Below are 23,281 nucleotides of genomic sequence, written 5' to 3'. Positions count from 1 at the left end.
TCACATCCGGAACGGGGCGAAACGGGTGGTTCCCTCAACGGAGGCTGAGTGGACCGCGGACAGGGCGAGCCCGAGGACGGTCCGGGTGTGCCGGGGATCGATAACTCCGTCGTCCCACAGGCGCCCGGTGGCGTGGACGGCACCCGACTGGGCTTCGATCATCGCCTCGGTCTCCGCGCGGACCCTGGCGTCGGTCTCTTCGTCGTACGGCGTTCCCGCGCGCTCGGCAGCGGCCCTACGGATGATCGACATAACGCCGGCGAGCTGGGTCCCACCCATCACGGCGATCCGGTGGCTCGGCCAGGTGAAGACAAAACGCGGATCGTAGGCCCGCCCCGACATGCCGTAGTTGCCCGCTCCGTACGAGGCGCCGATCATCAGCGTGAGATGGGGCACCGCTGAATTGGACACGGCGTTGATCAGCTTGGCGCCGTCCTTGATGATGCCGCCGCGCTCCGCGGCGGAACCGACCATGAACCCGGTGATGTTCTGCACGAACAGCAGGGGGATGCTCCGGGCGTTCGCCAGCTGGATAAAGTGGGCACCCTTCTGGGACTCAGGAGAGAAGAGGATCCCGTTGTTGGCGAGCACGCCGATCGGAAAACCTCCGACCGAGCCCCACCCGCACACCAGTTGGGCGCCATAGAGCGGCTTGAACTCGTCGAACTGGGAACCGTCCAGCACTCTGGCAAGGACGTCACGCACCTCGACGGCACGGCGTGACTCCGACGCGGCACAGGCGAGGAGTTCCTCTTCGGGATGCACGGGCGGGTCGGCGGGCAGCGAGGGACCGGGACCGGCCTTGCGCCATCCAAGGTCGGCGACGATCTGGCGACCGATCCGCAGGGCGTCCCGCTCGTCCACGGCCAGGTAGTCGGCCAGCCCGGACTCACGGGCGTGCATCTCGGCGCCGCCGAGCGTCTCGTCGTCGACGTCCTCGCCGGTGGCCATCTTCACCAAGGGGGGACCGCCCAAATAGACTGCCGCCTGCTCCTTGACGAACACAGTGTATTCGCTCATCCCCGGCACGTAGGCGCCGCCGGCGGTGGAACTGCCGAACACGATCGCGATCGTCGGGGTACCCGCTGCCGACAGCCGCGTCAGGTCGCGGAACGCACGGCCGCCCGGGACGAAGATCTCCCCTTGACGGGGCAGGTCCGCGCCCCCGGACTGCACGAGGCAGACGACCGGCAGGCGGTTGCGCTCCGCTATCTCCAGCGCGCGCAGTTGTTTGGCCACGCCCGGGGGGCTCAATGACCCGCCCTTACTTGTCGCCTCGTTCGCGATGACCATGCATTCGACGCCGGCCACCGGCCCGATGCCCGTGACCATCCGCCCTCCGGGCTGTTCGCGTTCCTCGTGCGCCCCGGCATACGCCGAGAGTTCCAGGAAGGGGGCATCCTCGTCGATCAGAAGATCGACGCGCTCTCGGGCGAGGAGCTGTCCACGGGCTCTGTGCCGGGCCACGGCCCTCTCACCTCCGACGGTGAGGACGCGCTGGGCGAGCACGGACAGCTCAGTCAATGAGCGCTCCATGGCGGCCCGGTCCTTCTGAAAGCGCTCCGAGGCCGGATCTAGCGACGAGGTCAGTACAGCCATTCAGGGCACCACCCTTGGCTCAGGAACGGTCGACGCGGCACCTGGTGCGCCTACGTCGTCGCGATGTGATCACCGCAGTCACTCATCACGACAGTCATGGAACAATGAGTTGATTCACGAGTCAACTCATATGTCGTCAAGACTCAATGACTGGTGACGCATCATGCGGCCGGATGCCGTGCGAACAGCCACGAACTGTGATGATCGCCCAGGTCTCTAGTTGACTCATTGATCAAATTATCTGCAGTACAAGCTGACGGGGTGCGGTAGCGCCCGTACCGGTGCGTCAGAGCCAAGCCGGATCGGTGCCCAAAGTTGTACGGCCGAACGACGCCGGCAGCTCCACCTGAGGACCACCTTCGGCAGCTCGAATCGGGAAAAAGTACCGAGCAGCAGCTTCGCGTTCGCCAGGGTGAGGTCGGCGTAGGCCCAGCTCCCGATGTTGGCCGCCTGGAACCATGCCGGCAGGGCATGCCGGCGACGTGGGGGCAGTTGCAGGCGGCCGACCGTGGCATCCGCCGTCGCCGATAGCAGGCCGTCCTTGGCGAGCGCGCCGGGCGGGCTTGGCCTTGGAGTGCGGCTCGACCTGGCCGCCACGAACTGCGGAGCGAACTTGTCGACCGCAGTTCCAGCACCGCATCGGTGGTCTCACGCCAGTGCTCGGCGTAGCGATCACCCTGGTCCGTCCTCGACGTGCAGCCAGTCGTGCAGCAGGAACTCCGCGGCTGCGCGGGACAGGATGAGGTCTCGATCGCCGCGAGGCAGGACGACTCCGAGGCACTTGATGGACTGGAGGTGCAAGTGGGCGTCAGCGCCCGTGGTAGGTCGCTTTGCCCGGACCATCGGCGAGGAAGGACGCGACGGCGTCGCGCAAATCTTCAGTGGCGTAGAGAGCCGCAGCCAGCTGGGGAGTTACCGCATCGGCCGCACGCACGCCGCCCCGCACCGCGAGGCCGACCAGTTGCCTGGTCGCGGCATGTGCCACTGTCGGGCCCGCCGCCAGGCGGTGGGCGAAGTCGCGTGCGGCGCCGGCGAATCCCTCATCGGGCAGCACACGGTTGACCACGCCCCATTCAGCCAGCACCGCAGCCGGATAGTGCTCGCCGGTGAACACGAGCTCCTTGGCGCGGGCAGGTCCGGCACGCTCGGCGAGCCGTTGGGAGCCGCCCATCGCCGGGGTCAGGCCGACGACGGTCTCCACCAGGCCGAAAGATGCCCCCTCGGCGGCGAGCAGCAGGTCACAGGCCAGGGCCAACTCGAAGGCGGCAGTCAGGGTGAGCCCGTGCGCGGCGAAGACGGTGGGGACCGGAAGGTTTTCCAGCTCCTGAGTCATCCGGACGATCCTCGTCGTGAACGCGGTGGCACGCCCCACGGGATCGCGCCCCTCGGCGACCTCCTGGAAGGTATGTACGTCGACTCCACCTGAGACGATCCGGCCGCGGGCCTCGACCAACACCGCTCGTGCCCGGTCGGTCCGACCGGGCGCCGTGATGTCGGCGAGTGTCGCGAGCGCCTGCTCGAAGCCGTCGAAGACGGTTTCGTTGAAAAGATTCAGCGGCGGCCGGTCGAGTACGACGACGGCGACCTCGCCGTCACGCTCGACACGTACAGGCACGGATGCGTTCTGGCTCACGTCACTCACCTTCCGCGATGGTCAGGAACTCGTTGCCATCCATGACGATCCGCAGATGACGGCGCAGGTTGCCCGCACATCGCCGACCGAGCATCCGGTACCGCGTACACCCGTTCGGCGGCCGCACCACGACACCGGGCCGGGTCGGCAGGGTCCGCCGCCGGAAGGCTGCGGGCTGCGGCGATGACCCGCTGAGCGGTATTCGCGCGCTTGGCTTCGTCGCTGACGAGAACATCGTTTTTCACTCCTTTGGCTGGTCGTGAGTCAGGGCCACAGGTCCGCCGGTCCGCAGGTCCGGGGACGGCGGACGGCGAGCCGGAGGGGCTGGGCAGACACCCCATGTCGTTTGGGGTCAAGCGGCATGGGGGTGTGCATGGTGCGACCAGGCGGTCGCTTCGTCGTAGCGGGGTCGGGTCTTGAGGCATCCGTGGAGGATGCCGACGAGGCGGTTGCCGACCTGGCGCAGGGCTGGGTTGTAACAGGCCCCGCGGGCGCGCTTTGTCGTAGTAGCGGCGGGCTCCCGGCGAGGCCCGTAGGGCGGAGAACGCCTGGGTCTGCAAGGCGTCGGCAAGTCGGTTGTTGCGGACGTAGCGCGCCTGGACGGTGTGGCTCTTGCCAGAGGCCCGGGGGATGGGGCTGGTACCGGCGTAGTTCTTGCGGGCTTTCGCCCCGGCTGCCGGGGTGGGCGCCTTGATCAGCAGTTCAAGCGCGTCCGTGCTGGTCAGTGTGAGGTCCGCGTAGGCGTTCAGCGTGGCGGGGAAGGACTCGCGCAGCGTGCTGCGTAGCCGTTGGACGGTGCGGGTGCGTTCCCAGATCAGTGTCTGGTGAGCGCGGGCGACGACCTTGACCGCCTGTGCCTGCTCGCTGTCGCCGGCCATCGGCCGCAGCTGGGCCCGGTCGATGCGGACCATGTCGGCCAGCGCGTGCGCGTCAGCACCGAGTCTCACCGACCTGGCAGCTCCCATCAGGAGGCAGGCGCCGGAGCAGAGGCGGGATCGACGAAAAGGTCGAGTTCGGGTTCGTCACCGCCGCCGTAGTGGGAGAGATTCGTGATGCCGGCCTCGGCGAGGACGTCGGCGTCGATAAGCGTACGACCGGTCTGCTCCGCCGATGGGCGGGACAGGATGGCGACCGCGGCGTCACCGATGATCTCAGGGCCACGCGAACGGGCGGTGAGTTCCTCGCCACCGAGCACGTTGGCCACCGCCGCGGTGGCGATAACGGTCTGCGGCCAGAGGCAGTTCGCGGCAACCTCCTCCTCCGCGTACTCGGCGGCCCATCCGAGTGTCAACAGGGTCATTCCGTACTTGGACAGCGTGTAGGCGGGATGGGCACCGAGCCAGCGCGGAGCCAGATTCAGCGGTGGTGACAGGGTGAGGATGTGCGCGTGGTCGGACTCCCGCAGGTACGGCAGACATGCCCGGGTCAGCAGGAAGGTGCCCCGGCTGTTGACGGACTGCATCAAGTCGAACCGTTTGACCGGGAGTTCCTCGGTTCCCTGCAGGGTTATCGCGCTCGCGTTGTTCACGCAGACGTCGACCCCTCCGAACCGCTCGGCCGCTGTCGACACGGCGCGCTCGACGTCGGCTTCATCGCGGACGTCGCCGACCACAGCTACGGCCGACCCTCCGGCCTGCTCGATCGCCTCCACCGCGGTGTGCACGGTGCCCGGCAGCCTGGGGTCGGGCTTATCCGTCTTGGCCAGGATCACCGCGTTGGCGCCCTCGCGGGCGGCGGCCACCAGTATGGCCAGGCCGATGCCACGGCTGCCGCCGGACATGACGATGGTCCTGCCCCTGAGTGCTGTTCCCATGTACGTCCTCCTGAAGGTCTGCTTGTTGTTGAAGGGTCGGCCGACGACGGTGTCAGCGGCACCCGTCTTGGATGTGAGTCCCTTGCCTCGCGCGTCACGGCCGGGGCTCCGGCCGAGGCATCACGGCGCCGTTCAGCGCGGCTCGGTGGCGGCATCGGACGGTTCGCCCTCGGCGCCCGCCTCTCCTGGTCTGAACGTCCCATAGCGCGAGCGGACGTCCTTTTTGGAGAACTTGCCGACGCTGGTCTTGGGGATCTCGTCGATGAATTCGATGGCGTCGGGCAGCCACCACTTGGCGACCTTGTTCTGCAGGAACGTCCGGATCTCCTCAGCGGTCGCCTGCTCGCCCGGCACCAGCACGACGCAGGCCAGCGGTCGCTCGCCCCACTTCGGATGCGGAATGCCGACGACGACGGCCTCGGCCACCTTGGGGTGGCTCATGATCGTGTTTTCGAGATCGACCGAGCTGATCCATTCGCCGCCGGACTTGATCAGGTCCTTGGTCCGGTCGGCGATGCGGATCGAGCCGAACTCGTCCAACGCGGCGACATCGCCGGTGTGCATCCAGCCGTCCTCGGTGGTCAGGGAACCCCCGCGACTCGGACCGTAGTACTCCGCAGCGCACCACGCTCCGCGTACCTGCAGCTCTCCGGTGGCGACGTCGTCCCACGGCAACTCGGTGCCCGTGCCCGGTTCGACGATGCGGACCTCGACGCCGAGGAGCGGAGTACCGCAGCGGGCCAATTGGGCGGTCTGGGTATCCCTGTCGCTGTCGGCGTGACGTCGGGGCACCGACGCGAACGAGGCGACCGGTGAGGTCTCGGTCATTCCCCAGCCCTGCAGCAGCGGCAGGCCGACCTGGTCGCGGCAGGCTTCGGAGAGGGCCGGGGGCACGGACGAGCCGCCGCAGGTGATCATACGCAGGCGGTGATCGCGGCCGGCGAGATGCGGTATCACGCCCTGCCAGATCGTCGGCACTCCCGCGGCTACGGTGACGCCCTCATCGACGATGAAGCCGGCGAGCGTCTCCGGCAGCATCATCGGGCCGGGGAGGAGCAGCCCCGCGCCTGCGGCCGGGGCCGCGAAGGGGATGCCCCACGCGTTCGCGTGGAACATCGGCACCACCGCCATCGCCACGTCGCGATCGGTGAAGCCCACGATGTTGCCGGCGAGCACCGCCATCGTGTGCAGCCACGTGGACCGGTGCGAGTAGAGGACACCTTTCGGCTTGCCGGTGGTGCCGCTCGTGTAACACATCGACGCTGCGGAGTACTCGTCGCGGACTTCGAAGTCGACCGCTGGGGCGCCGGCCAGCAGGGTCTCGTAGTCGTGCACCCTAGGATCGTCGGGGATCTCGGCGCCACCTCCGTCGTCCATGACGACGACATGGCGCACGGTCTTCAACGTGTCGATCAGCGGCCAGAGCAGCGGCAACAGGCTGCGGTCGGCGAAGACGACCTCGTCCTGGGCGTGGTCGACGATGTAGTTGAGCTGTTCGTGGTGCATCCGGATGTTGAGCGTGTGCAGCACCCGGCCGGTGGACGGCACGGCGAAGTACAGCTCGAGGTGGCGTTGGCTGTTCCAGGCGAAGGTGCCTACGCGGCCGTCGGCGGAGATACCGAGCGTGTCGAGCACGCCGCCCAGACGACGGGTGCGTACGGCCCATTCCGCGTACGTCGAGCGGGTGATGCCATCGGCGGCCGTGAGGACGCTGCTCGCGCCGTAGTGACGTTCGATGTGACGGAACATCGCGTCGATGGTCAGGGGACGGTCCTGCATCAGGCTGCGCATGGCGTGCCTTCCTCGCTCAGGGCTCCGGTGGTTGTGGGGCCGGTCTCGGGTCGAATGGGCGTGGCCGTTGTCCTGTACCGCGGCAGGATTCGAAGCTGCCGCTCTCTTACGAGGCCAGGAGTAGCGATGACCACCTGTGGCTGCGCGGGCGGTTTGGAAACCAACGCGGCGAGGCGGACTTGCACGGCCATACCGGACTGAGGTGTGTGCTTCGCGGACCCAGGGCCGCTCATGTCGAAATCGGTGAGGTCCAGTCCGGTGCAGAACCCGCGGCCGGCGCCGATCACCACCATCACGCGCACGGACAGGTCGGCGGCGGATGCGTCAAGTACGGCGTGCAGCTCCCGCTGCAGGTCCGCTGACAAGGTGTTGAACGGCTCCAGTCGGTCGAGCATGATGATCACGAGGCCGGGTTCCGGGGTGGAAGGACGGAGAGTGCTCAGGTCTGTCGGCAGCGTGTGAGGCATTCCGGGCGTGGAGGGCGCGGCCATGACCACTTCCTTTGATCCACAGTGGCCCTGCCGGGTGAGGGCGAGGTCGGCTCTTCGGGACGGGGGATACCTGTCAGGTCGGCAGCCCGTCCAGCCGGGCGAGCACCTGGAGCATGACCTCGTCCGCGCCGCCACCGATCGAGGCCAGCCGGGAGTCACGGAAGAACCTGGCGGTCCAGGTCTCCTCCATGTAGCCCATGCCGCCGTGGAACTGAAGGCAAACGTCGGCCACCTCGCGCATCAGCCGTCCGGCGGTGAGCTTGGCAACGGTCGCCTGGCGGGTGGTGTCCTCCCCCGACATGTAGGCCTGAGCGGTTTGGTAGTTGTGAGACTCCAGCAGATCGACCTTGGCCGACAACTCGGCCAGCCGGTAGGCGACATGGTGGTTGGCCGCCAGCGGCTTGCCGAAGGCCTGACGCCCGCGGAGGAAGTCGCGGGTCAGCTCGAGCGCCCAGCGGCAACTGCCGACGGCACCGTAAGCGCCGAACATGCGCTCCACGACGAACTGTGCCATCTGCTGCTGGAAACCCCGGCCAATTTCCCCGATGGTGTTGGCGACCGGCACCCGGACGTCATCGAAGTACAGCTCAGCGGTGTCGGAAGAACGGTGGCCGAGCTTGTCCAGCTTGCGAGACACCGAGAATCCCGGCGTCGTCGTCTCGACGACGATCTGGCTCATGCCGCGGTACCCGCCCTCGTCGGAGGTGCGGGCCAGCAGGCAGAGCCAGTCAGCCTGCGTGCCATTGGTGATGTAGAGCTTGCTGCCGTTGATTACCCACTCATCGCCGTCGCGGCGCGCGCGGGTCCGCAGTCCCGCGACGTCGGAGCCGGCGCCGGGCTCGGTGACCGCGATCGAGCAGACCTGTGATCCGGCGAGTGCCGGGGCGAGGTAGCGGCGCTTGAGGTCGTCGCTGCCGAACTCGGCGAGCGATGGCGTGGCCATCATGGTCTGGACGCCAATGGCCATCGGGACGCCTCCGGCGCCGGCGCGATGCAGCTCCTCGATCAGTACCACACTGAAGAGGTGGTCGGCGCCCTGCCCCCCGTACTCAGGGTCGTACTCGAGCCCCAGCAAGCCGAGTTCACCGAGTTTTGGGAACAGCTCATGTGCCGGGAAGGCGCCGGCCCGCTCCCAGTCCTCGACGTACGGAATGATCTCGCGTTCGACGACACCCCGGACGAGCTTCCGAAACGCACGATGTTCGTCGGTGAACAATATGAAGTCTCCTGTCGGATCATTCTCCGCCTGCCGCAAGATCGGGTCGGCCGTCGCTGCCAGCGCGGACTCAGAGGGTCACCACACAACCCGACTCACATGTCAAATATGAGTCGATGAAACCATGCCCATGGCCATAGGGGTAGCCCCCCGGTCAGATGGGTTTAGGTGCTCACCTTCCGCGGCACGTCCGAAGTGAGTCGAGATTCAAAGTTGACCCATGAATCGGTTCTGGGGGACTTCCCCAACTCGCAGCCCTGTGAGAAATTGACGCCGTCCCGTTGATCGGGCGCGCATCGCGAGCGCCCTGCGACTCCCAGGGAACGAACCATGTCCTCTCACAACCTGTCCCGCCGCGCGTTCGGCGGCGTCCTCGGTGCCTCAGCGGCTGCGGTGGGCGCGGTCGGTCTGTCCGCAGCCCAGGCAACCCCGAAGTTGCCCCAGTCACCGGCTGCTCAGGAGCGGCCGTTCCGCGCGGCCCCGGCCCGGAACTCCCCGCGGCCCAACATCCTGTTCATCCTCGCCGACGACCTGGGCTGGGCCGACCTGTCCTCGTACGGCTCGCCCCATATCAAGACCCCCCACCTCGACCGCCTCGCCGGGCAGGGCGTCCGGTTCACCGACGCCTACTCCGGGTCGGCGACCTGCTCGCCCACCCGGATCAGCCTCTACACCGGCCGCTACCCGGGGCGTATCAAGGCGGGACTCGACGAGCCTCTCGAAGAGGAGGCGACCGTCGGTATCGACCCCACACACCCGACGCTCGCCTCTCTGCTGCGGGAGAGCGGCTACGCCACCGCCATGATCGGCAAGTGGCACTGCGGCTTCCTGCCTGACTACTCCCCCACCAGGTCGGGATGGGACGAGTTCTTCGGCAACTTCTCGGGCTCTCTCGAGTACTACTCGAAACTCAGCAGCGTCGGGGAGTACGACCTGTATGAGGGAGATGTTCAGCATAAGGACCTGCGCTATTACACGACCGTCCTCACCGAGCGGGCGAGCGAGTACATAGGGCGTCGGCACGACCGGCCATGGTTGCTGAACCTGAACTTCACCACGCCGCACTGGCCCTGGCTCGCCGAGGGCGACGTCGAGGAAGCGGCACGGCTGGAAAAGCTGATCAAAGCGGGCGGACCGGAGGGCCGTATGGCGCTCGGCCATCCGGACGGCGGTTCCATCGACACGTATCGGCGCATGGTCGAGGGCCTGGACCAGTCGATCGGCACGGTACTCGCCGCACTGAAGCGGTCAGGGCGGGAGCGCGACACCCTCGTGGTGTTCTCCAGTGACAATGGCGGCGAGCGCTTCTCGTACTCCTGGCCCCTGAGCGGCGCCAAGTCCACCCTTCAAGAGGGCGGCATCCGCGTACCGACCATCGTCCGCTGGCCTGCCCGCATCGACCCCGGCCAGGTCAGCCACGAACCCGTCTTCACACCGGACTGGACAGCCACCCTCCTGGAGATCGCAGGCACCCGCCCCAAGGCGTCCCACCCTCTGGACGGCACCAGCCTCGCCGGCTACCTGCTGCGTGGCGAGGACGCGCCCACGCGCGACCTGTTCTGGCGCGTGCGCGGTGAGCGCGCGCTGCGCCGTGGCCAGTGGAAGTACTACCGCGCTGCCAAGGACAAAGCGCCGCTCCGCGATGGCAAGGACCAGCTCCACGATCTGAAGCAGGACTCCCGGGAATGGGCCGACCGGTCCGCCCACGAACCAGCGCTGCTCGCCGAACTCAAGGCGGTGTGGGAGCGGATCGACGCGGAGCTGCTGCCCTACCCGTCCTCGGAGTGATCGCCCTCTTCGCCAACAGGTTCGGCGTCGACGATTTCGACGAGGGCCACGGGTGCGCTCACAATTGTCGGGCACCATCCGTTCCTTCAGCAGAGGGAAGGCCTGGCCTGGGCGCTGCGGTGCGCTGGTGGCGTGCAGGTATGCGCGGGCCACCTCCGGCAGTCCGGCGGGCGGGTCCTGGCCGGTGGTGGAGAGGTAACGCATGAGGGTGTTGAATTTCCCCACTTCCCCCCGCTCGAACAGGGTGGCCACGGTCGCGTCGGCGAGCTCGTCTCCGACCCGCCGGAGCGTGTCCATGGATGCTTCGGTGTAGGTCACACGGCTCCTTGCGGGCGGACTTGGTGAACATCGAGGGCGGTCCGGTCAGTTGCGGCGAACGGTGGCGGTCTGTGCCAGGCCGGCGAGTGCGCGGGCTGCGTCGGCGGGCAGGTGGGCCTGGTGCAGGGCGGTGGTGGCGGCCTGAACCCGTTCAGTGATCATGTGCTCGATGCGGGCGGGGGCCCGGGTGGCGTGCATGATCTCCCGAACCCGTGCGACCGACGCCTCGTCGAGGCTGCGACGCCCCAGCATCTTGCGCAGCTCATGCCGTTCCGCACCGGTGGCGTCCTGCCAGGTGAGCGCCAGTAGCGCGGTGGGGCGGTGCGCGGCGATGTCGTCCCCGTTTGCCTTGCCGGTGCGGTCTGGGTCGCCGAACAGTCCCAGCAGGTCGTCGCGGAGCTGAAATGCCTCGCCCAGAGGGAGCCCGAAATCAGTGAATAGCTCCCGCAGTTCCTGGGAGGCTCCGGCCAGGGCCCCGCCGATGTGCAGGGGGTGCTCGACGGTGTACTTGGCGGTCTTGTAGCGGATCACCTGCAGAGAAGCAGCCGTGTCGGGGCGCCCGCCCGTGCGCAGGATTTCCAGGCATTCCCCGGCCACCAGTTCACGGGCCAGCACCGCCCATAGCGGGCGTGCTCGCGAGAGATAGGCGGCGGGCAGGCCGCAGGTGGTGAACAGCTGCCCGGCCCACGACATCAGCAGGTCCCCCACCAGCATCGCCAGAGAGCGGGCCGCGGCCTTCGGGCGCGGGCCCTCGGCCACTGCGGTCCGCAGCCCGAGGTGGGCTGTGGGCAGGCCGTGCCGAAGCGCACTGTTGTCGATCAGATCGTCATGGACGACAGCCGCTGCATGGACGAGTTCCATCGCGGCAGCCGCCCGGACCAGGGCGTCCGAGTCCGGCTGCCCGGCCGCCCGCCAGCCCCAGTAGCAGAAGGCTGCCCGCAGGCGCTTTCCGTGCGTCGTGATGACCTGAAGCTGTTCAGCGACGGGTGTCAGATCCGTGTCGATCGCCAGCAGGTGATCGACTTCGTCCTCGACGAAGCGGTGCAGCGCCTGGTCCACACGGAGCTTGAAGGCAGCCTGGTTGCTGGTGTCAGCCATCGGTGGAGCCACGGCGGGCAGCGACGTGCTGGGCCAGTACCTCCAGATGCGCCGGTGAGCCGGCGGCGAAACGGTCCAGGGCCAGACGCCCGCGGGCTTTGAGCTCCTGCCGCCCTTCATCCGCCAGCTCGCCCACGTCCGCGCGGCCGAGCAGTCCGCGCACACCGCGCAGGACGGTGGTCAATCCGCTGACCGCCATGTCGGCGATACCCGCCGCCAGTAGTGCCGCATCATTCCCCTGGGGAACGTGCCCAGGCCCGATTCCGTGCGTCATGCCGCCCCCTCGTTCACAGGCAAGCTGCCGGCAGGCAGTGCCAACGGGCCGACGCCTCTGACAAGCCACCGGCGCCCCCGCAGGCAGCCTGCCCCGGAAGCTCCCGCGACACGACGGGAACCACTGATCGGGCGACTCGCCAAACGGGCGTGCTGGTGCGTTGTTGATCACGCCATTCGCCTGTCGGATGTGGTGAGTTCCATGCGGCGTTCCGCAACAGTCCCCATCCGACAGGTCCATGGCCTTGGCGGACAGCCCGGGGTTCATCTGCCTGGACGGTGAAGTCGATGCGCGCCAGGTCATGTTGGGCGCCGACCGTTGGCGGTGGATCGGTTCACGCCCTCCTCGGTCGCCTCATCCGTGCCGCGTCGAGGAGGCGACGCAGACGGAGGCCATCCGGGGCGATGGCAGTGACGAGCGCGGCGGGTCCCGCGAGGGGTGTCAGGACGGCTTGGCCGCCTTCCGGCTCGTCGACGAAGAGTTGGACTGCGGGGGGCTTGCTTTCGAGGGCCAGGTCGACGATGAGGCGAATACACATCTGAGGCGTTCCGGCATCTGTGCGGCCGGTGGGGCGTGGTGCAGCCGATAGGGCGAGTCGGTTCGGCCCTGGACAACGCCGCCGCGGAGTCGTTCCACTCGGTCCTCAAGGTCGAGTACGTGCACCGGCACACCTCCACCACCCGCACGGAGGCGAGGTTGAAGACCGCCACCTGGATCGCGGACTTCTACAACACGAAGCGCCGCCACAGCGCGGCCGGCGGGAAACCACCCATCGAGTTCGAATGCATCATCCAGAAAGCGCGAGCCCGGACCGATCAGAAAGACCAGGCCCCATAACCAACGTATCTACGAAACCAGGGGATTGACACTTCGTGAGCTGGAGGAGGAACCGGGGCTCGTTGCCGGCGACATACGTCCGCTTAGCGTGATGGATCCGCTCTCCGCCGTGACGTCCTCGCTGCCGACCTGCGGGCCGGCGCGGTCCACCGGGACGACACGGAGATCGGTATGACGGTGCGCTGGTGGAAGCTCAGCGAGGCCGTGGACGCTGTTCGCGCCGGTCGCATCACCGAGGCCGGCAGTGTCGCCGGGCTGCTCCTGGCGGCGCATGCGCAGGGTGTTCGTCCTGACGGTCACCGAGACCTCCTGCTGACCGACGACAACCTCCAGGCGATCACGGCTCCGGCCAGCGCGAGTGCTGCATCCGCAGCTCATACCACCCCTGCGGCCTGCGAATTCAAACGTTCGTGGGGGAGTCGGCCAGGATGTGACGGCTATAATCGGCCAACTCGATCGCCGCAAATTTGCGGTGATAGGCGAAAGACACGGACATCTTCTCTGATGGGTGCTGAGTACACGCGGTCCCATGGCCGGCCCCGCCCCCGGCGACGCCTGTCGGTGGCGGTCTTGACAATTCCCGACGATTGCAGCCTTGGCATCCCAGTCCCACTGGCCACAGCACCTCGCTTCACAGCAGGTGACGAAGTCCCGGTAGGGCGTATGGCACCCGCTGAGTTCCACGCCCTGTCTCACAACCCATGCCTTCCACGGTGACTGGAACTACACCCTGGCATCGCTTGTGCCCCGGCCTGCCGAGGCACTCAAGAGCAGACGATGGGTCGATCCCGCCCTGACCGCGAAGCTCAACGATCCGGCCCTGACCGGCATGCAGCGGCCCGCCTTCGACCTATGCCCCAGGGAAAGCCGAGTTGGAAGTCCGGCATGCCGACTCAGTCGCCAGTACTGGGTTCAGGCGTCTGCGCACCCACTACGAATTTCACGCCTGCATTCCATTCAGACTCCTCGAACTTGACTACTCCATACCGCGCTTGAGGCGGGCGTCGGCGACTGTTTCTGGGGCAGAAGCTCCTTGAGGCAACGCCGTTGATTCAAGGGGTTGTTTGAAGCTTGGGACACGGCTGTACTCTTGTGCGACAACTAGCATCGGGTTCCCGCCCCGGACGCTGCGGAGGTCTGGACCGCGGCGTGGCGCATGACCCCGGGGGGGGCCTGTTTCCCGGCGTAGCGCCGCCGATGCTGAGTTTGTGCTGACTTGCTGACCTCGATATGCCCTTTGACCTGCAACGATGTCTTGCCGTGCCTCTTCGGCTTCCACTGGTGCCGGTTTGGAGCGATGTTGCGGGTGTAGTGGATTGGCCAGTGTCTTTGCAGCCCCGCGGCCGATCCCGGCGGCACTGCGGCCACTGGAGACAATGGGCACCTGGCGTGGCTGGAGCCGGCTGCCTGGCGGCTTGCCTCCTGCTGGCCTTGTGGAGGGGGTCCACGGTATCGCGCTGGTACCCGCTTCTCATCGGGAGCGAAGACGGGGGGCGTCGTGGCGTTGGTGGAGCGAGGGGGCCGGGTGCGCTCCGCATGGTGTGAGGGGCGCGGCCGCACCGGTGTCGGTGGGCGGCTTTGGGGTGTTATTCATGGTCGGGTCGGCGAGCCAGAACCTGCGTGGCCGGTCGCTGACCTGCTCGGCGACTCTCAGACTGACGAGCCTGCTGGGGCGTTGGTGATGGTGCCTGAGGACCTATCAATGATGCGGTTGATCCGGGTGGCGATGAATGACTCGTCGGGGTGTGCCTGGAGGTGGTCAATGACTATGTGCCGGAGCGCTCGGCGCGAGCGGCCTTCCACGCTTGGCGCGGGTACGCCGGTTCCGTCGGCCGCCCCCAGTAGGTCGCTGACTGTGGGAGGGTGCTGGTCCGCGTCCGGTGGTCGGGGCCGAGGCGCTGTCGTTCGCCGGCGCCGCTGGTGTTCCTGAGGGCCGACCGTGATGTCGACCTTTGTGATCCGTGTGGTCGGTCAGAGTCAGATTCAGGGTGTTCCTTGAGCTGGGATTAAGAATGCTCTGCGGGCTTGGGCGAGGGGCCGTGAATTCCGGGAGGATTGGTGGGTGCTGTCCCGGGCCGGGGTCTGACTCGTGAGAACTCTGACCGCGGTGTCTTACTCACGCTGTGTCGACCGCTGACCGGGGCTGGTGTGTTGCTGGCACCGGGCCGGCCGGGTGTGTCCCGATAGGGGCCTGCCGACCTGCCAGGCGTTGTCACAGTTCTGACCGTCCGGGCGGTTCGGTGCCAGCTACGGGATGCGCCATCGGGTCGGAAGGTGAACGAACATGACCGCTACGTCCTTAACCCCGCGTACTCGCCGACGCCGGCCTACGGGGGAGGTGGTCCTCGGAGTGGACACGCACCGGGATGCTCATGTGGCTGCCGTGCTCTCCCCGGTGGGGGCGGTGATCGGTACCGAAGAGTTCCCGGCCACCGCAGCCGGATACCGCGAACTGCTTCAGTGGGCCAGCGGCTTGGGCGCGGTACGGCGGGCCGGGGTGGAGGGCACGGGCTCCTTCGGAGCAGCCCTGTCCCGCTACCTGCTGACCCAGGGCGTCGAAGTGCTCGACGTAAACAGGCATGACCGGACCGACCGCCGCCGGCGCGGCAAGTCGGACCCGCTCGATGCCCAGAACGCGGCCCGGGCGGTGCTGAGCGGGCGGGCACGCGCCCGGGTCAAGTCAGGCGATGGACCGGTGCAGATCGCCCGGATGTACAAACTCACCAAGGGGTCGGCAGTCAAAGCGCGCACCCAGGCGATCAACCAGCTCAAGGCCGTCCTCGTCACCGCCGACCCGGACCTGCGGGAAGAACTGGCCGGGCTGAACAATGCGGAACTCTTCCGTACCTGCGCACGGCTCGCCGACGACAGCAAGAACGACGAGGACGGCGAGGGCGGCGCAGAGGCGGTACTGCAGGCCACCCGCATCACCCTGTGCCTGCTGGCCCACCGAATCCAGCAGCTCACCCACGAGATCCAGGACCTGGAACGCCGCCTGGCCCTGCTCGCGGAACGCCACGCCCCGCAGCTGCTCACTGTGGTAGGCATCGGTCCGGACACGGCAGTCACGATGCTGATCACGATGGGGGACAACCCGGAACGTCTGCACAGTGAGGCGTCGTTTGCCGCGCTGTGCGGGGTCAGCCCCGTGGAACGCTCCTCGGGCAGTCGGCAGTACCGTCGCCTCAACCGCGGCGGCGACCGGCAGGCCAATGCCGCCCTGCACCGGATCGTGCAGACCCGCCTGCGCTTCGACACACGCACCCAGGACTACTTTGAGCGCCGCACCAAGGAGGGCAAGACCCGACGCGAGATCGTCCGATGCCTCAAACGCTACGCCGCCCGGGAGGTGTTTCACCTGGTCAGGCCCACACAGTCATGACCCCCGTCATAGGGGCAGTTGTGAGATCTGAGAGCGTGAAGGGGGTGAGGGAGATATCGACACACCCTGCAAGGCCGCTTTGATGGGCCAGTAGACGCCCCGGTCCTGATCACGAGCAAGGCACCCGCGTCCGTACCGGCGGATCATGGTGAGCTACGACGAGCCGGGGCATCTGGTTGTCTACGTTGTCTAGGCGGTAGAGTTCCTGACCTGCGAAAACTCCGCTTCGGGCGTGGCTCGCGGGCACTCTCCGACGGCTCTTCCTGACCCGGGTGTCAGGATCTTGTCAGAGAGTCGGTAGCGTGGCCGGGTGAGTGAGAAGACCCTGCAGCATCGGATCGACGGCCCCGACGATGCCCCCGTACTCGTACTGGGCGCCGCGTTGGGTACCACATGGCACATGTGGGACCGGCAGATCCCCGAGCTGACCCGCCACTGGCGGGTCATCCGCTTCGACCTGCCCGGCCATGGCGGCTCGCCCGCCCACGCGGCGTCGTCCGTCGCCGAACTGGCCGACCGGCTGATCGCCACCCTCGACGCACTGGGCGTGGACCGCTTCGGCTACGCCGGCTGCAACATCGGTGGCGCCATCGGCATCCAACTGGCGCTCACCCGCCCCCATCAGGTCACCTCGCTGGCCCTGGTGTCCACCTCGCCGCGTTACGGCACCGCCGACGCCTGGCGCCAGCGCGGTGTGGTCATCCGTACGAACGGGCTCGACCCGATCGCCCGCACCGCGCCCGAGCACTGGTTCACCCAGGGCTTCGCCGGTGCCCAGCCCGCGATCGTCGAATGGGCCGTCCAGATGGTGCGGACCACCGACCCCGGCTGCTACATCGCCGCCTGTGAGGCGCTGGCCTCCTTCGACGTGCGGTCCTCCCTCGGGCGGGTCGGCGTCCCCACGCTCGTCGTCGTCGGCTCCGAGGACCAGGTCACCCCGACCACCGACGCCCGCACCCTCGTCGCCGGCATCCCCGACGCGAGCCTGGCGCTGGTGCCCGGCACCTCCCACCTGGCCCCCGTCGAGCAGCCCTCGGCCGTCACCGAACTGCTTATCCGGCACTTCAGCACCGCCTGGCACGACAAGCCGGGCCCCGGCGGCCAGACCGCCATCGGTGCCGCCGTCCCCAAGCCGCAGATCGCGCCCCCGCCGGCCCCGCAGGCGCCGCCCGCCGCCATAGAGTCCGGTCTCGCACAGCCGGAGCAGGTCCGCGGGGCCACCTACGAAGCGGGCATCAAGGTCCGCCGTGAGGTGCTCGGCGACGCCCATGTCGACCGGGTCGAGGCCGCCGCCGACGACTTCACCGGCGACTTCCACGACTTCATCACCCGCTACGCCTGGGGCGAGACCTGGACCCGGCCGGGCCTGGACCGCCGTACCCGCAGCATCATCACGCTCACCGCGCTGGTCGCCCGCGGCCACCACGACGAGCTGGTCCTGCACACCCGCGCGGCCCTGCGCAACGGCCTCACCCCCACGGAGATCAAGGAAGTACTCCTGCACACCGCCATCTACTGCGGTGTCCCGGCCGCGAACTCCGCGTTCGCCGTCGCCCAGCGGGTGATACGGGAGGAGACCACGCCGGAGGCGTGAGGCGCGGGGCAAGATGGCTCCATGGAACTCACCAAGAAGACGCACGCCTGTGTCCGGTTGGAGAAGGACGGGCGGGCACTCGTCATCGACCCCGGTGTCTTCAGCGAAGCGGACGCGGCCGTCGGTGCGGACGCGATCCTGGTCACCCATGAGCACATGGACCACTTCAACGAGGAGCGGCTGCGGGCGGGCATGGAGGCCAACCCGGCAGCCGAGATCTGGACGCTTGCCGCCGTCGCCGAGCAGCTGTCGGCCGCGTTCCCCGGCCGGGTGCACACGGTCGGCGAGGGGGACACCTTCACCGCCGCCGGGTTCGAGGTGGAGGTGCACGGCCAGCTGCATGCCGTCATCCACCCCGACATCCCGCGCATCACCAATGTCGGCTACCTCATCGACGGCGGTACGGTCTTCCACCCGGGCGACGCCCTCACCGTCCCGGAGGGCCGTTCGGTCGACACCCTGCTGCTGCCCGTCCACGCCCCCTGGAACAAGGTCGCCGAGATCATCGATTACGTCCGCGAGGTCGCGCCCCAACGGGCCATCGACATCCACGACAGCCTGCTCCAGGACCACGCCCGCCCGATCTATGACTCCATGATCGACAAGCTGGGCGGCACCGATCACGGCCGGCTCGCCCCCGGCGCCAGTGCCGCTCTCGGCTGACGGCATGACTGTCAGTCCCTCGCTGTAGGTTTACAGACATGCGCATCGCGACCTGGAACGTCAATTCGATCACCGCCCGCCTCCCGAGGCTGCTGGCCTGGCTGGAGAGCACCGGCACGGACGTGCTGTGCCTCCAGGAGACCAAGTGCACCGCCGAGCAGTTCCCGCACGACGAGCTGCGCGAGCTCGGCTATGAGGCCGCCGTCAACGCCAACGGCCGGTGGAACGGTGTCGCCCTGCTGTCCAAGGTGGGGCTCGAGGACGTCGTCATGGGCCTCCCCGGCGGTCCGGACTACGAAGGGGCGCAGGAACCGCGGGCCGTCTCGGCGACCTGCGGCCCGGCCCGTGTGTGGTCGGTGTACGTCCCCAATGGCCGCGAGGTCGGCCATGCGCATTACGCCTACAAGCTCGGCTGGTTCGAGGCGCTGAAGACGGCGGTCGCCGAGGACGCGGCGGGCCCCCACCCGTTCGCGGTCCTCGGCGACTACAACGTCGCACCGACCGATGAGGACGTCTGGGACCCGGCCGTGTTCGAGGGCGCCACCCATGTCACCCCGGCCGAGCGGGCCGCGCTGACGGCCCTGCGCGAGGCGGGCCTGTCGGACGTCGTCCCGCGCCCCCTGAAGTACGACCGGCCGTACACCTACTGGGACTACCGCCAGCTCGCCTTCCCCAAGAACCGCGGTATGCGCATCGACCTCGTCTACGGCAACGAGCCGTTCGCCAAGGCCGTCTCGGACGCCTATGTGGACCGCGAGGAGCGCAAGGGCAAGGGCGCCTCGGACCACGCCCCGGTCGTGGTGGATCTCGACGTGTAGCCCGTTTCCTTGCCCGTGGGTAGCTTCTTGGGAACCACGTCCACCTGGGGGGAACCTTGCACGAGGAGAAGGAGCGGCTCGGTCGGGGGCCGGGCCGGCTGAGGTCGTTGGGGGTGTGGCTGGCGGCCCTGGCGGTGCCCGCTGCGTTCGTCGCCTTCCTCGCGGTCTGGGTCGGCGGCAACGCCCGGAAACTGATGACCGGTGAGTCAGCCGTCGTACGCAGTCTTACGCGGTGCGTGGAAGGCGGTGGCCTGACGCTGCCGTCCTCCCACTGCGACGGTTCATGGGTGTTCGCGGACGGCCACACCGGTATCGGCGAGATCACTAGCGCCAAGGTGGCCGTGGGGGAAACGATCTTCGCGGGCGACGGGTGGGCCTACTCCTCCGCTGCTCCGCTGCACCGGCTGGTGTGGATTCCGGGTGGTGTCTTCTGCGCGGGGATCGTGTGCGTCGTGGTGATGTGGCTGAGGTATCGGAGGAGCACCGACCAGGCTTGAGCGACCGGATCCGGCTCAGGGCCGCCTCCGGGGGCCTGTCGCCGCCGTCCGGGCGACGACAGGCCCCGGTGCGTCAGCTCCGCCCCGGCACCAGCGCCCGGAGGTCCACGGAGTCACCGAGGGCCTTCAGGCCCGCGTCGCCGGGGTGGAGATGGTCGCCGCTGTCGTAGGCGGGCAGCATCCGCTGGGGCCGCTGCGGATCGCGGATCACGGCGTCGAAGTCCAGGGTCGCATCGAAGACCGCGCCGGCGTTGGCGCGGACGAAGGCGTTGACGGCCTGCCGGCGGGCCTCCACGTCCGGGGTGCAGTCGCGGTAGCCCTCACAGGGCGCGATGGTCGCCACCACGACCCGCAGCCCCCGCTCGTGCGCCCGCCGCGCGAGAGCCCGCAGACCGGCGATGACCTCCTCGGACGATGTCCCCCAGCGCACGTCGTTGATGCCCTCGAACACCACCACCGTCCGCGCCGAGGGCTGCGCCAGCACATCCCGCTCCAGCCGGTGCTGGGCACTGACCCCGCCGGTGTCGGTGCTGACCCCGTCACCCGGATAGCGGTCGGTGACGATGCGGTTCGCCGAGATGCCGTGGTTGAGCACGCCGTAGCGGGGCAGCGCCTGCTGCGTCTGGAAGCGGCGGGCCAGGACATCGGGCCAGCGCCGGTTGGTGCCGCTCGTCGACTTCACCCCGTCGGTGATCGAATCGCCCAGCGCCACGATCGAGCCGGGGCCGCCCTCGACCTCGACGCCCGTCAGGAACGGCCAGACGGTCAGCGTCTCCGGGTAGGCCGTGCCCCCGGCGTCCGCGGTGCGGTCCCCGCTGCCCGCCGCGCTCAGATACGACAGCTGGGCCGCCTCCTGGTGCACCGGCGCGGCGGTCACCGTCCCCGGCAGATGGATGCTCACCAGCAGATCGGCGCCGGCCGGAACGGAGAAGTCCACGGGATCGCTGAACGCCTCGGCCCCGGCCGCGATACGGGTCCCGGTGTGCCCCCGCCCGAACGTCAGCGGCACCGGCGCGCGGTCCGCCGCCGCCCCCGCGCCGCGCACCGCGATACTGGCCGCCCCGATGTCCACCGGCGTGGCCGCGAAGGTGTTGGCGAGCCGTATACGAGCCCGTGGCCCGCCGGCACCGATGTGCACGACCAGCCGCAGCGTACGGTCCGTCCAGGGCCCGACCGCCCGGTAGCCCGCGGTGCTCGCCGCCCAACTCCCGGTCCTGCGCCCGGAGTCACGTACCGCCACCGCGAACACATGGAGCGCGCCCGCCGCCCCGTCCGCCGTGGGCAGCACCACCGAGGCCACCTCTCGCCCGGCCCGCAGCGGCACGGTCACCGCGTACAGCCGCGCCGACTCGTCCGACGGCCCGCCCGGAGTGTTGAGGTGCGGCAGCCCCACCGCCTTGGTGCTCATCGGCCCCGACCGCCAGTCGGGCGCGGTGAGTTCATAGCTGCTGCGCGAGCCGTCCCGGTAGTGCACGGTCCCGGTGCCGGAGGCCGTGCCGCCCGTCCCGGTGACCAGGAAGGTGAGCGCCTCGCCCCGGCCGTGGACCGCCACCGCCTGGCCGTCCGCCACCACGTTGTCCGGCGCGCCGGGCGCCGTACGCGGCAGGCCGAGCCGCGTACCGTCGAGCGTCAGGACGCTCCCCGGCGACCAGCCGGCCGCCGCCAGGTCCTGGGCGGACAGCGACCGGCCCGCACCGTCGAAGTCGGCCGCGCCGGGTGCGGAGTTGTCACTGACCGCACGGTTGTCGAAGTGCCGCGCCAAGGGCAGCGGGCGGTGCGAGGGCTGTGCCGGGCCGGCCGGCGCGGCCGTGGCCGTGCCGGGGCCGGTGGCCGGCAGTGCGGTGGCAGTGAGCAGCAGTGTCAGGGCGGTGCCCCATCGTCGTACACGCATCGGTCCGTATCCCTCCGGGTGGCGCCAACGGGCAGGTGGTGCGCTGCGATCCAGGCCGGTCCCGCGAAGGACAGGGAGCTACTGCGGATCCAGCAGATCCGATCCGAGCGCCATGAAGTTAGGGAGACGAAGAGGGAGCGTCAAGGTGACGAACGGGGCACGATGGCGCCGCGCGCCTGTGGCCGCGTCCGTAGACCGGGTGGGACCCTGCACACCATGAACATGTCTTTCCTGGACAAGTGGCGCAAGCGTCAGCGGGCGCACCGGTCCGTGCCGCTCGCGGAGTCGGTGCGGGCCGATCCCGAGAGCGTCGTCGAGCTGCTGTCCGAGTGCGAGCTGCTCCGGGCCCAGGCAGCTACGGCGGGCGTGGAACTGGACGACTCCGTGCGCTCGTTGGAGCTGCTGGACCAGCTCCAGCCCGTGTGGCGGGACGATCCGGAGGTGCTGCCCTGGCTCGGCAACGACGCCGGCCTCTACCTCGGCACGGTGCTGGTCCGCACGGTGCGCGGCGCCGTCTGGCACGTCTGGCCGGACGGACAGCCGGTGGTCCGGCTGGCGTCCGGGCGGGAGATCGATGTGGTGGCGGCGGGCCATGAATGGGCCGACACCGGTGTGCCCGAACTGTCCCAGGTCTGTGCCGAGGTCTCCGAGGCCTGAGACCGGCGTCAGGGGGCCGGGTGGCGGTCCCGTACCGGGCCCGCGGGACGTTCATCGGTAACCCTGATTTATCCGCCCATCTCCGCGCATACGTGCGTGTCAGTGGAGAAGTGCCCCTTTCGCCCCGGTAGGTTGCGGGCTCTCCGCTGTACGGATGAGAGTGGGCAGGTCTGCATATGGCCGGTGATGCGCTGATTGAACTGCGCGGGGTCAACAAGCACTACGGAAAACTCCATGTCCTCCGGGACATCGACCTCACCGTCGGCCGCGGGGAGGTGGTCGTGGTCATCGGGCCCTCCGGGTCCGGGAAGTCCACACTGTGCCGGGCCATCAACCGCCTGGAAACCGTCGAGTCGGGCAGCATCAAGCTGGACGGCAGACCACTGCCCGAAGAGGGCCGGGCGCTCGCCCAGTTGCGCGCCGAAGTCGGCATGGTCTTCCAGTCCTTCAACCTCTTCGCCCACAAGACCGTGCTGGCCAATGTGATGCTGGCGCCGGTCAAGGTCCGGAAGAAGAGGAAGGACGAGGCCGCCCGGCAGGCCCGTGAACTCCTCGACCGGGTCGGGCTCGCCTCCCAGGCCGACAAATATCCCGCGCAGCTCTCCGGCGGCCAGCAGCAGCGCGTCGCCATCGCCCGCGCCCTCGCCATGGACCCCAAGGCGCTGCTCTTCGATGAGCCGACCTCCGCCCTCGACCCGGAGATGATCAACGAGGTGCTGGAAGTCATGCGGCAGCTCGCCCGGGACGGTATGACGATGGTCGTCGTCACCCATGAGATGGGCTTCGCCCGCTCCGCCGCCAACCGTGTGGTGTTCATGGACGACGGCTGCATCGTCGAGGACCGCACCCCCGAGGAATTCTTCACCGCGCCGCGCAGCGAACGGGCGAAGGACTTCCTCTCCAAGATCCTCAAGCACTGAA

The 23,281-nt window shown here is 68.6% G+C and carries 18 protein-coding genes and 3 pseudogenes; 9 read left to right on the top strand and 12 right to left on the bottom strand.

Going from position 1 to position 23,281, the window contains the following annotated elements:
* From SLV14N_RS07410 to SLV14N_RS07385, 7 genes and pseudogenes are all read right to left on the bottom strand, one after another.
* Complete coding sequence (locus SLV14N_RS07410; RefSeq protein WP_263268652.1) at positions 1-1,599, bottom strand: acyl-CoA carboxylase subunit beta; 1,599 nt, start codon at positions 1,597-1,599, stop codon at positions 1-3.
* A gap of 808 nt (positions 1,600-2,407) precedes the next feature.
* Positions 2,408-3,232 (bottom strand): enoyl-CoA hydratase/isomerase family protein, encoded by an 825-nt coding sequence (locus SLV14N_RS07405; protein ID WP_208680295.1) that lies wholly within the window; start codon positions 3,230-3,232, stop codon positions 2,408-2,410.
* An 815-nt stretch (positions 3,233-4,047) separates the two neighbouring features.
* A pseudogene (locus SLV14N_RS38955) lies at positions 4,048-4,110 on the bottom strand (hypothetical protein); the annotation flags it as partial.
* Positions 4,111-4,196: 86 nt separating this feature from the next.
* Positions 4,197-5,045, bottom strand: coding sequence for an NAD(P)-dependent oxidoreductase (locus SLV14N_RS07400; protein ID WP_208680294.1), 849 nt, complete (start codon positions 5,043-5,045; stop codon positions 4,197-4,199).
* 132 nt (positions 5,046-5,177) lie between these two features.
* On the bottom strand, positions 5,178-6,836 hold the full coding sequence (locus SLV14N_RS07395) for a long-chain fatty acid--CoA ligase (RefSeq protein ID WP_208680293.1): 1,659 nt from the start codon (positions 6,834-6,836) through the stop codon (positions 5,178-5,180).
* Positions 6,824-7,327, bottom strand: a complete 504-nt coding sequence (locus SLV14N_RS07390; RefSeq protein WP_263268650.1) for an enoyl-CoA hydratase/isomerase family protein — start codon at positions 7,325-7,327, stop codon at positions 6,824-6,826. Before SLV14N_RS07390 ends, SLV14N_RS07395 begins: the two co-directional genes overlap by 13 nt.
* Before the next feature lie 73 nt (positions 7,328-7,400).
* Positions 7,401-8,543 carry an acyl-CoA dehydrogenase family protein gene (locus tag SLV14N_RS07385; protein WP_263268648.1) on the bottom strand — a complete coding sequence of 381 codons (1,143 nt, stop codon included), beginning with the start codon at positions 8,541-8,543 and terminating at the stop codon, positions 7,401-7,403.
* Between the two features lie 330 nt (positions 8,544-8,873).
* Here SLV14N_RS07385 and SLV14N_RS07380 point away from each other — a divergent pair, with 330 nt between their 5' ends.
* Complete coding sequence (locus tag SLV14N_RS07380; RefSeq protein ID WP_208680290.1) at positions 8,874-10,331, top strand: sulfatase; 1,458 nt, start codon at positions 8,874-8,876, stop codon at positions 10,329-10,331.
* A gap of 117 nt (positions 10,332-10,448) precedes the next feature.
* Here the strand turns inward: SLV14N_RS07380 and SLV14N_RS07375 are convergent.
* The 4 genes and pseudogenes from SLV14N_RS07375 to SLV14N_RS07360 form a co-directional block, all read right to left on the bottom strand.
* Positions 10,449-10,649 (bottom strand): annotated as a pseudogene (locus tag SLV14N_RS07375) (DUF2236 domain-containing protein); the annotation flags it as partial.
* Positions 10,650-10,694: 45 nt separating this feature from the next.
* Positions 10,695-11,747 (bottom strand): polyprenyl synthetase family protein, encoded by a 1,053-nt coding sequence (locus SLV14N_RS07370; RefSeq protein ID WP_263268646.1) that lies wholly within the window; start codon positions 11,745-11,747, stop codon positions 10,695-10,697.
* The gene (locus tag SLV14N_RS07365; RefSeq protein ID WP_263268644.1) at positions 11,740-12,021 is read right to left on the bottom strand and encodes a hypothetical protein; all 282 of its coding nucleotides are present in this window, start codon (positions 12,019-12,021) and stop codon (positions 11,740-11,742) included. The genes SLV14N_RS07370 and SLV14N_RS07365 overlap by 8 nt, the downstream gene beginning before the upstream one ends.
* A gap of 334 nt (positions 12,022-12,355) precedes the next feature.
* Positions 12,356-12,523: pseudogene (locus tag SLV14N_RS07360) on the bottom strand (urease accessory protein UreD); the annotation flags it as partial.
* A gap of 71 nt (positions 12,524-12,594) precedes the next feature.
* Here SLV14N_RS07360 and SLV14N_RS07355 point away from each other — a divergent pair.
* The 6 genes from SLV14N_RS07355 (at position 12,595) to SLV14N_RS07330 (ending at position 19,812) form a co-directional block, all read left to right on the top strand.
* Positions 12,595-12,858 (top strand): integrase core domain-containing protein, encoded by a 264-nt coding sequence (locus SLV14N_RS07355; RefSeq protein WP_208680289.1) that lies wholly within the window; start codon positions 12,595-12,597, stop codon positions 12,856-12,858.
* Positions 12,859-15,208: 2,350 nt separating this feature from the next.
* Positions 15,209-16,240, top strand: coding sequence for an IS110 family transposase (locus SLV14N_RS07350; protein WP_263268643.1), 1,032 nt, complete (start codon positions 15,209-15,211; stop codon positions 16,238-16,240).
* Positions 16,241-16,550: 310 nt separating this feature from the next.
* The gene (gene pcaC, locus SLV14N_RS07345; protein ID WP_208680288.1) at positions 16,551-17,834 is read left to right on the top strand and encodes a 4-carboxymuconolactone decarboxylase; all 1,284 of its coding nucleotides are present in this window, start codon (positions 16,551-16,553) and stop codon (positions 17,832-17,834) included.
* Between the two features lie 21 nt (positions 17,835-17,855).
* Positions 17,856-18,497 carry an MBL fold metallo-hydrolase gene (locus SLV14N_RS07340; RefSeq protein WP_263268642.1) on the top strand — a complete coding sequence of 214 codons (642 nt, stop codon included), beginning with the start codon at positions 17,856-17,858 and terminating at the stop codon, positions 18,495-18,497.
* 38 nt (positions 18,498-18,535) lie between these two features.
* Entirely contained in the window at positions 18,536-19,315 is a 780-nt protein-coding gene (locus tag SLV14N_RS07335) for an exodeoxyribonuclease III (protein ID WP_263268641.1), read from the top strand.
* Between the two features lie 56 nt (positions 19,316-19,371).
* Positions 19,372-19,812 (top strand): hypothetical protein, encoded by a 441-nt coding sequence (locus tag SLV14N_RS07330; RefSeq protein WP_208680286.1) that lies wholly within the window; start codon positions 19,372-19,374, stop codon positions 19,810-19,812.
* Between the two features lie 73 nt (positions 19,813-19,885).
* Here SLV14N_RS07330 and SLV14N_RS07325 read toward each other — a convergent pair whose 3' ends face one another.
* Positions 19,886-21,703 (bottom strand): SGNH/GDSL hydrolase family protein, encoded by a 1,818-nt coding sequence (locus SLV14N_RS07325; RefSeq protein WP_263268640.1) that lies wholly within the window; start codon positions 21,701-21,703, stop codon positions 19,886-19,888.
* Positions 21,704-21,919: 216 nt separating this feature from the next.
* Between SLV14N_RS07325 and SLV14N_RS07320 the strand changes: the two genes are divergently transcribed.
* Complete coding sequence (locus tag SLV14N_RS07320; protein ID WP_208680284.1) at positions 21,920-22,360, top strand: DUF6278 family protein; 441 nt, start codon at positions 21,920-21,922, stop codon at positions 22,358-22,360.
* Positions 22,361-22,536: 176 nt separating this feature from the next.
* A complete protein-coding gene (locus SLV14N_RS07315; RefSeq protein WP_208680283.1) occupies positions 22,537-23,280 on the top strand; it encodes an amino acid ABC transporter ATP-binding protein in 744 nt (247 codons plus the stop codon).
* The last annotated feature ends 1 nt before the right edge of the window (position 23,281 follow it).

This window comes from Streptomyces sp. Je 1-4 4N24 (assembly GCF_026239515.1).
GTDB lineage: Bacteria > Actinomycetota > Actinomycetes > Streptomycetales > Streptomycetaceae > Streptomyces > Streptomyces nigrescens.
This window is presented reverse-complemented; position numbering and strand designations above follow the sequence as displayed.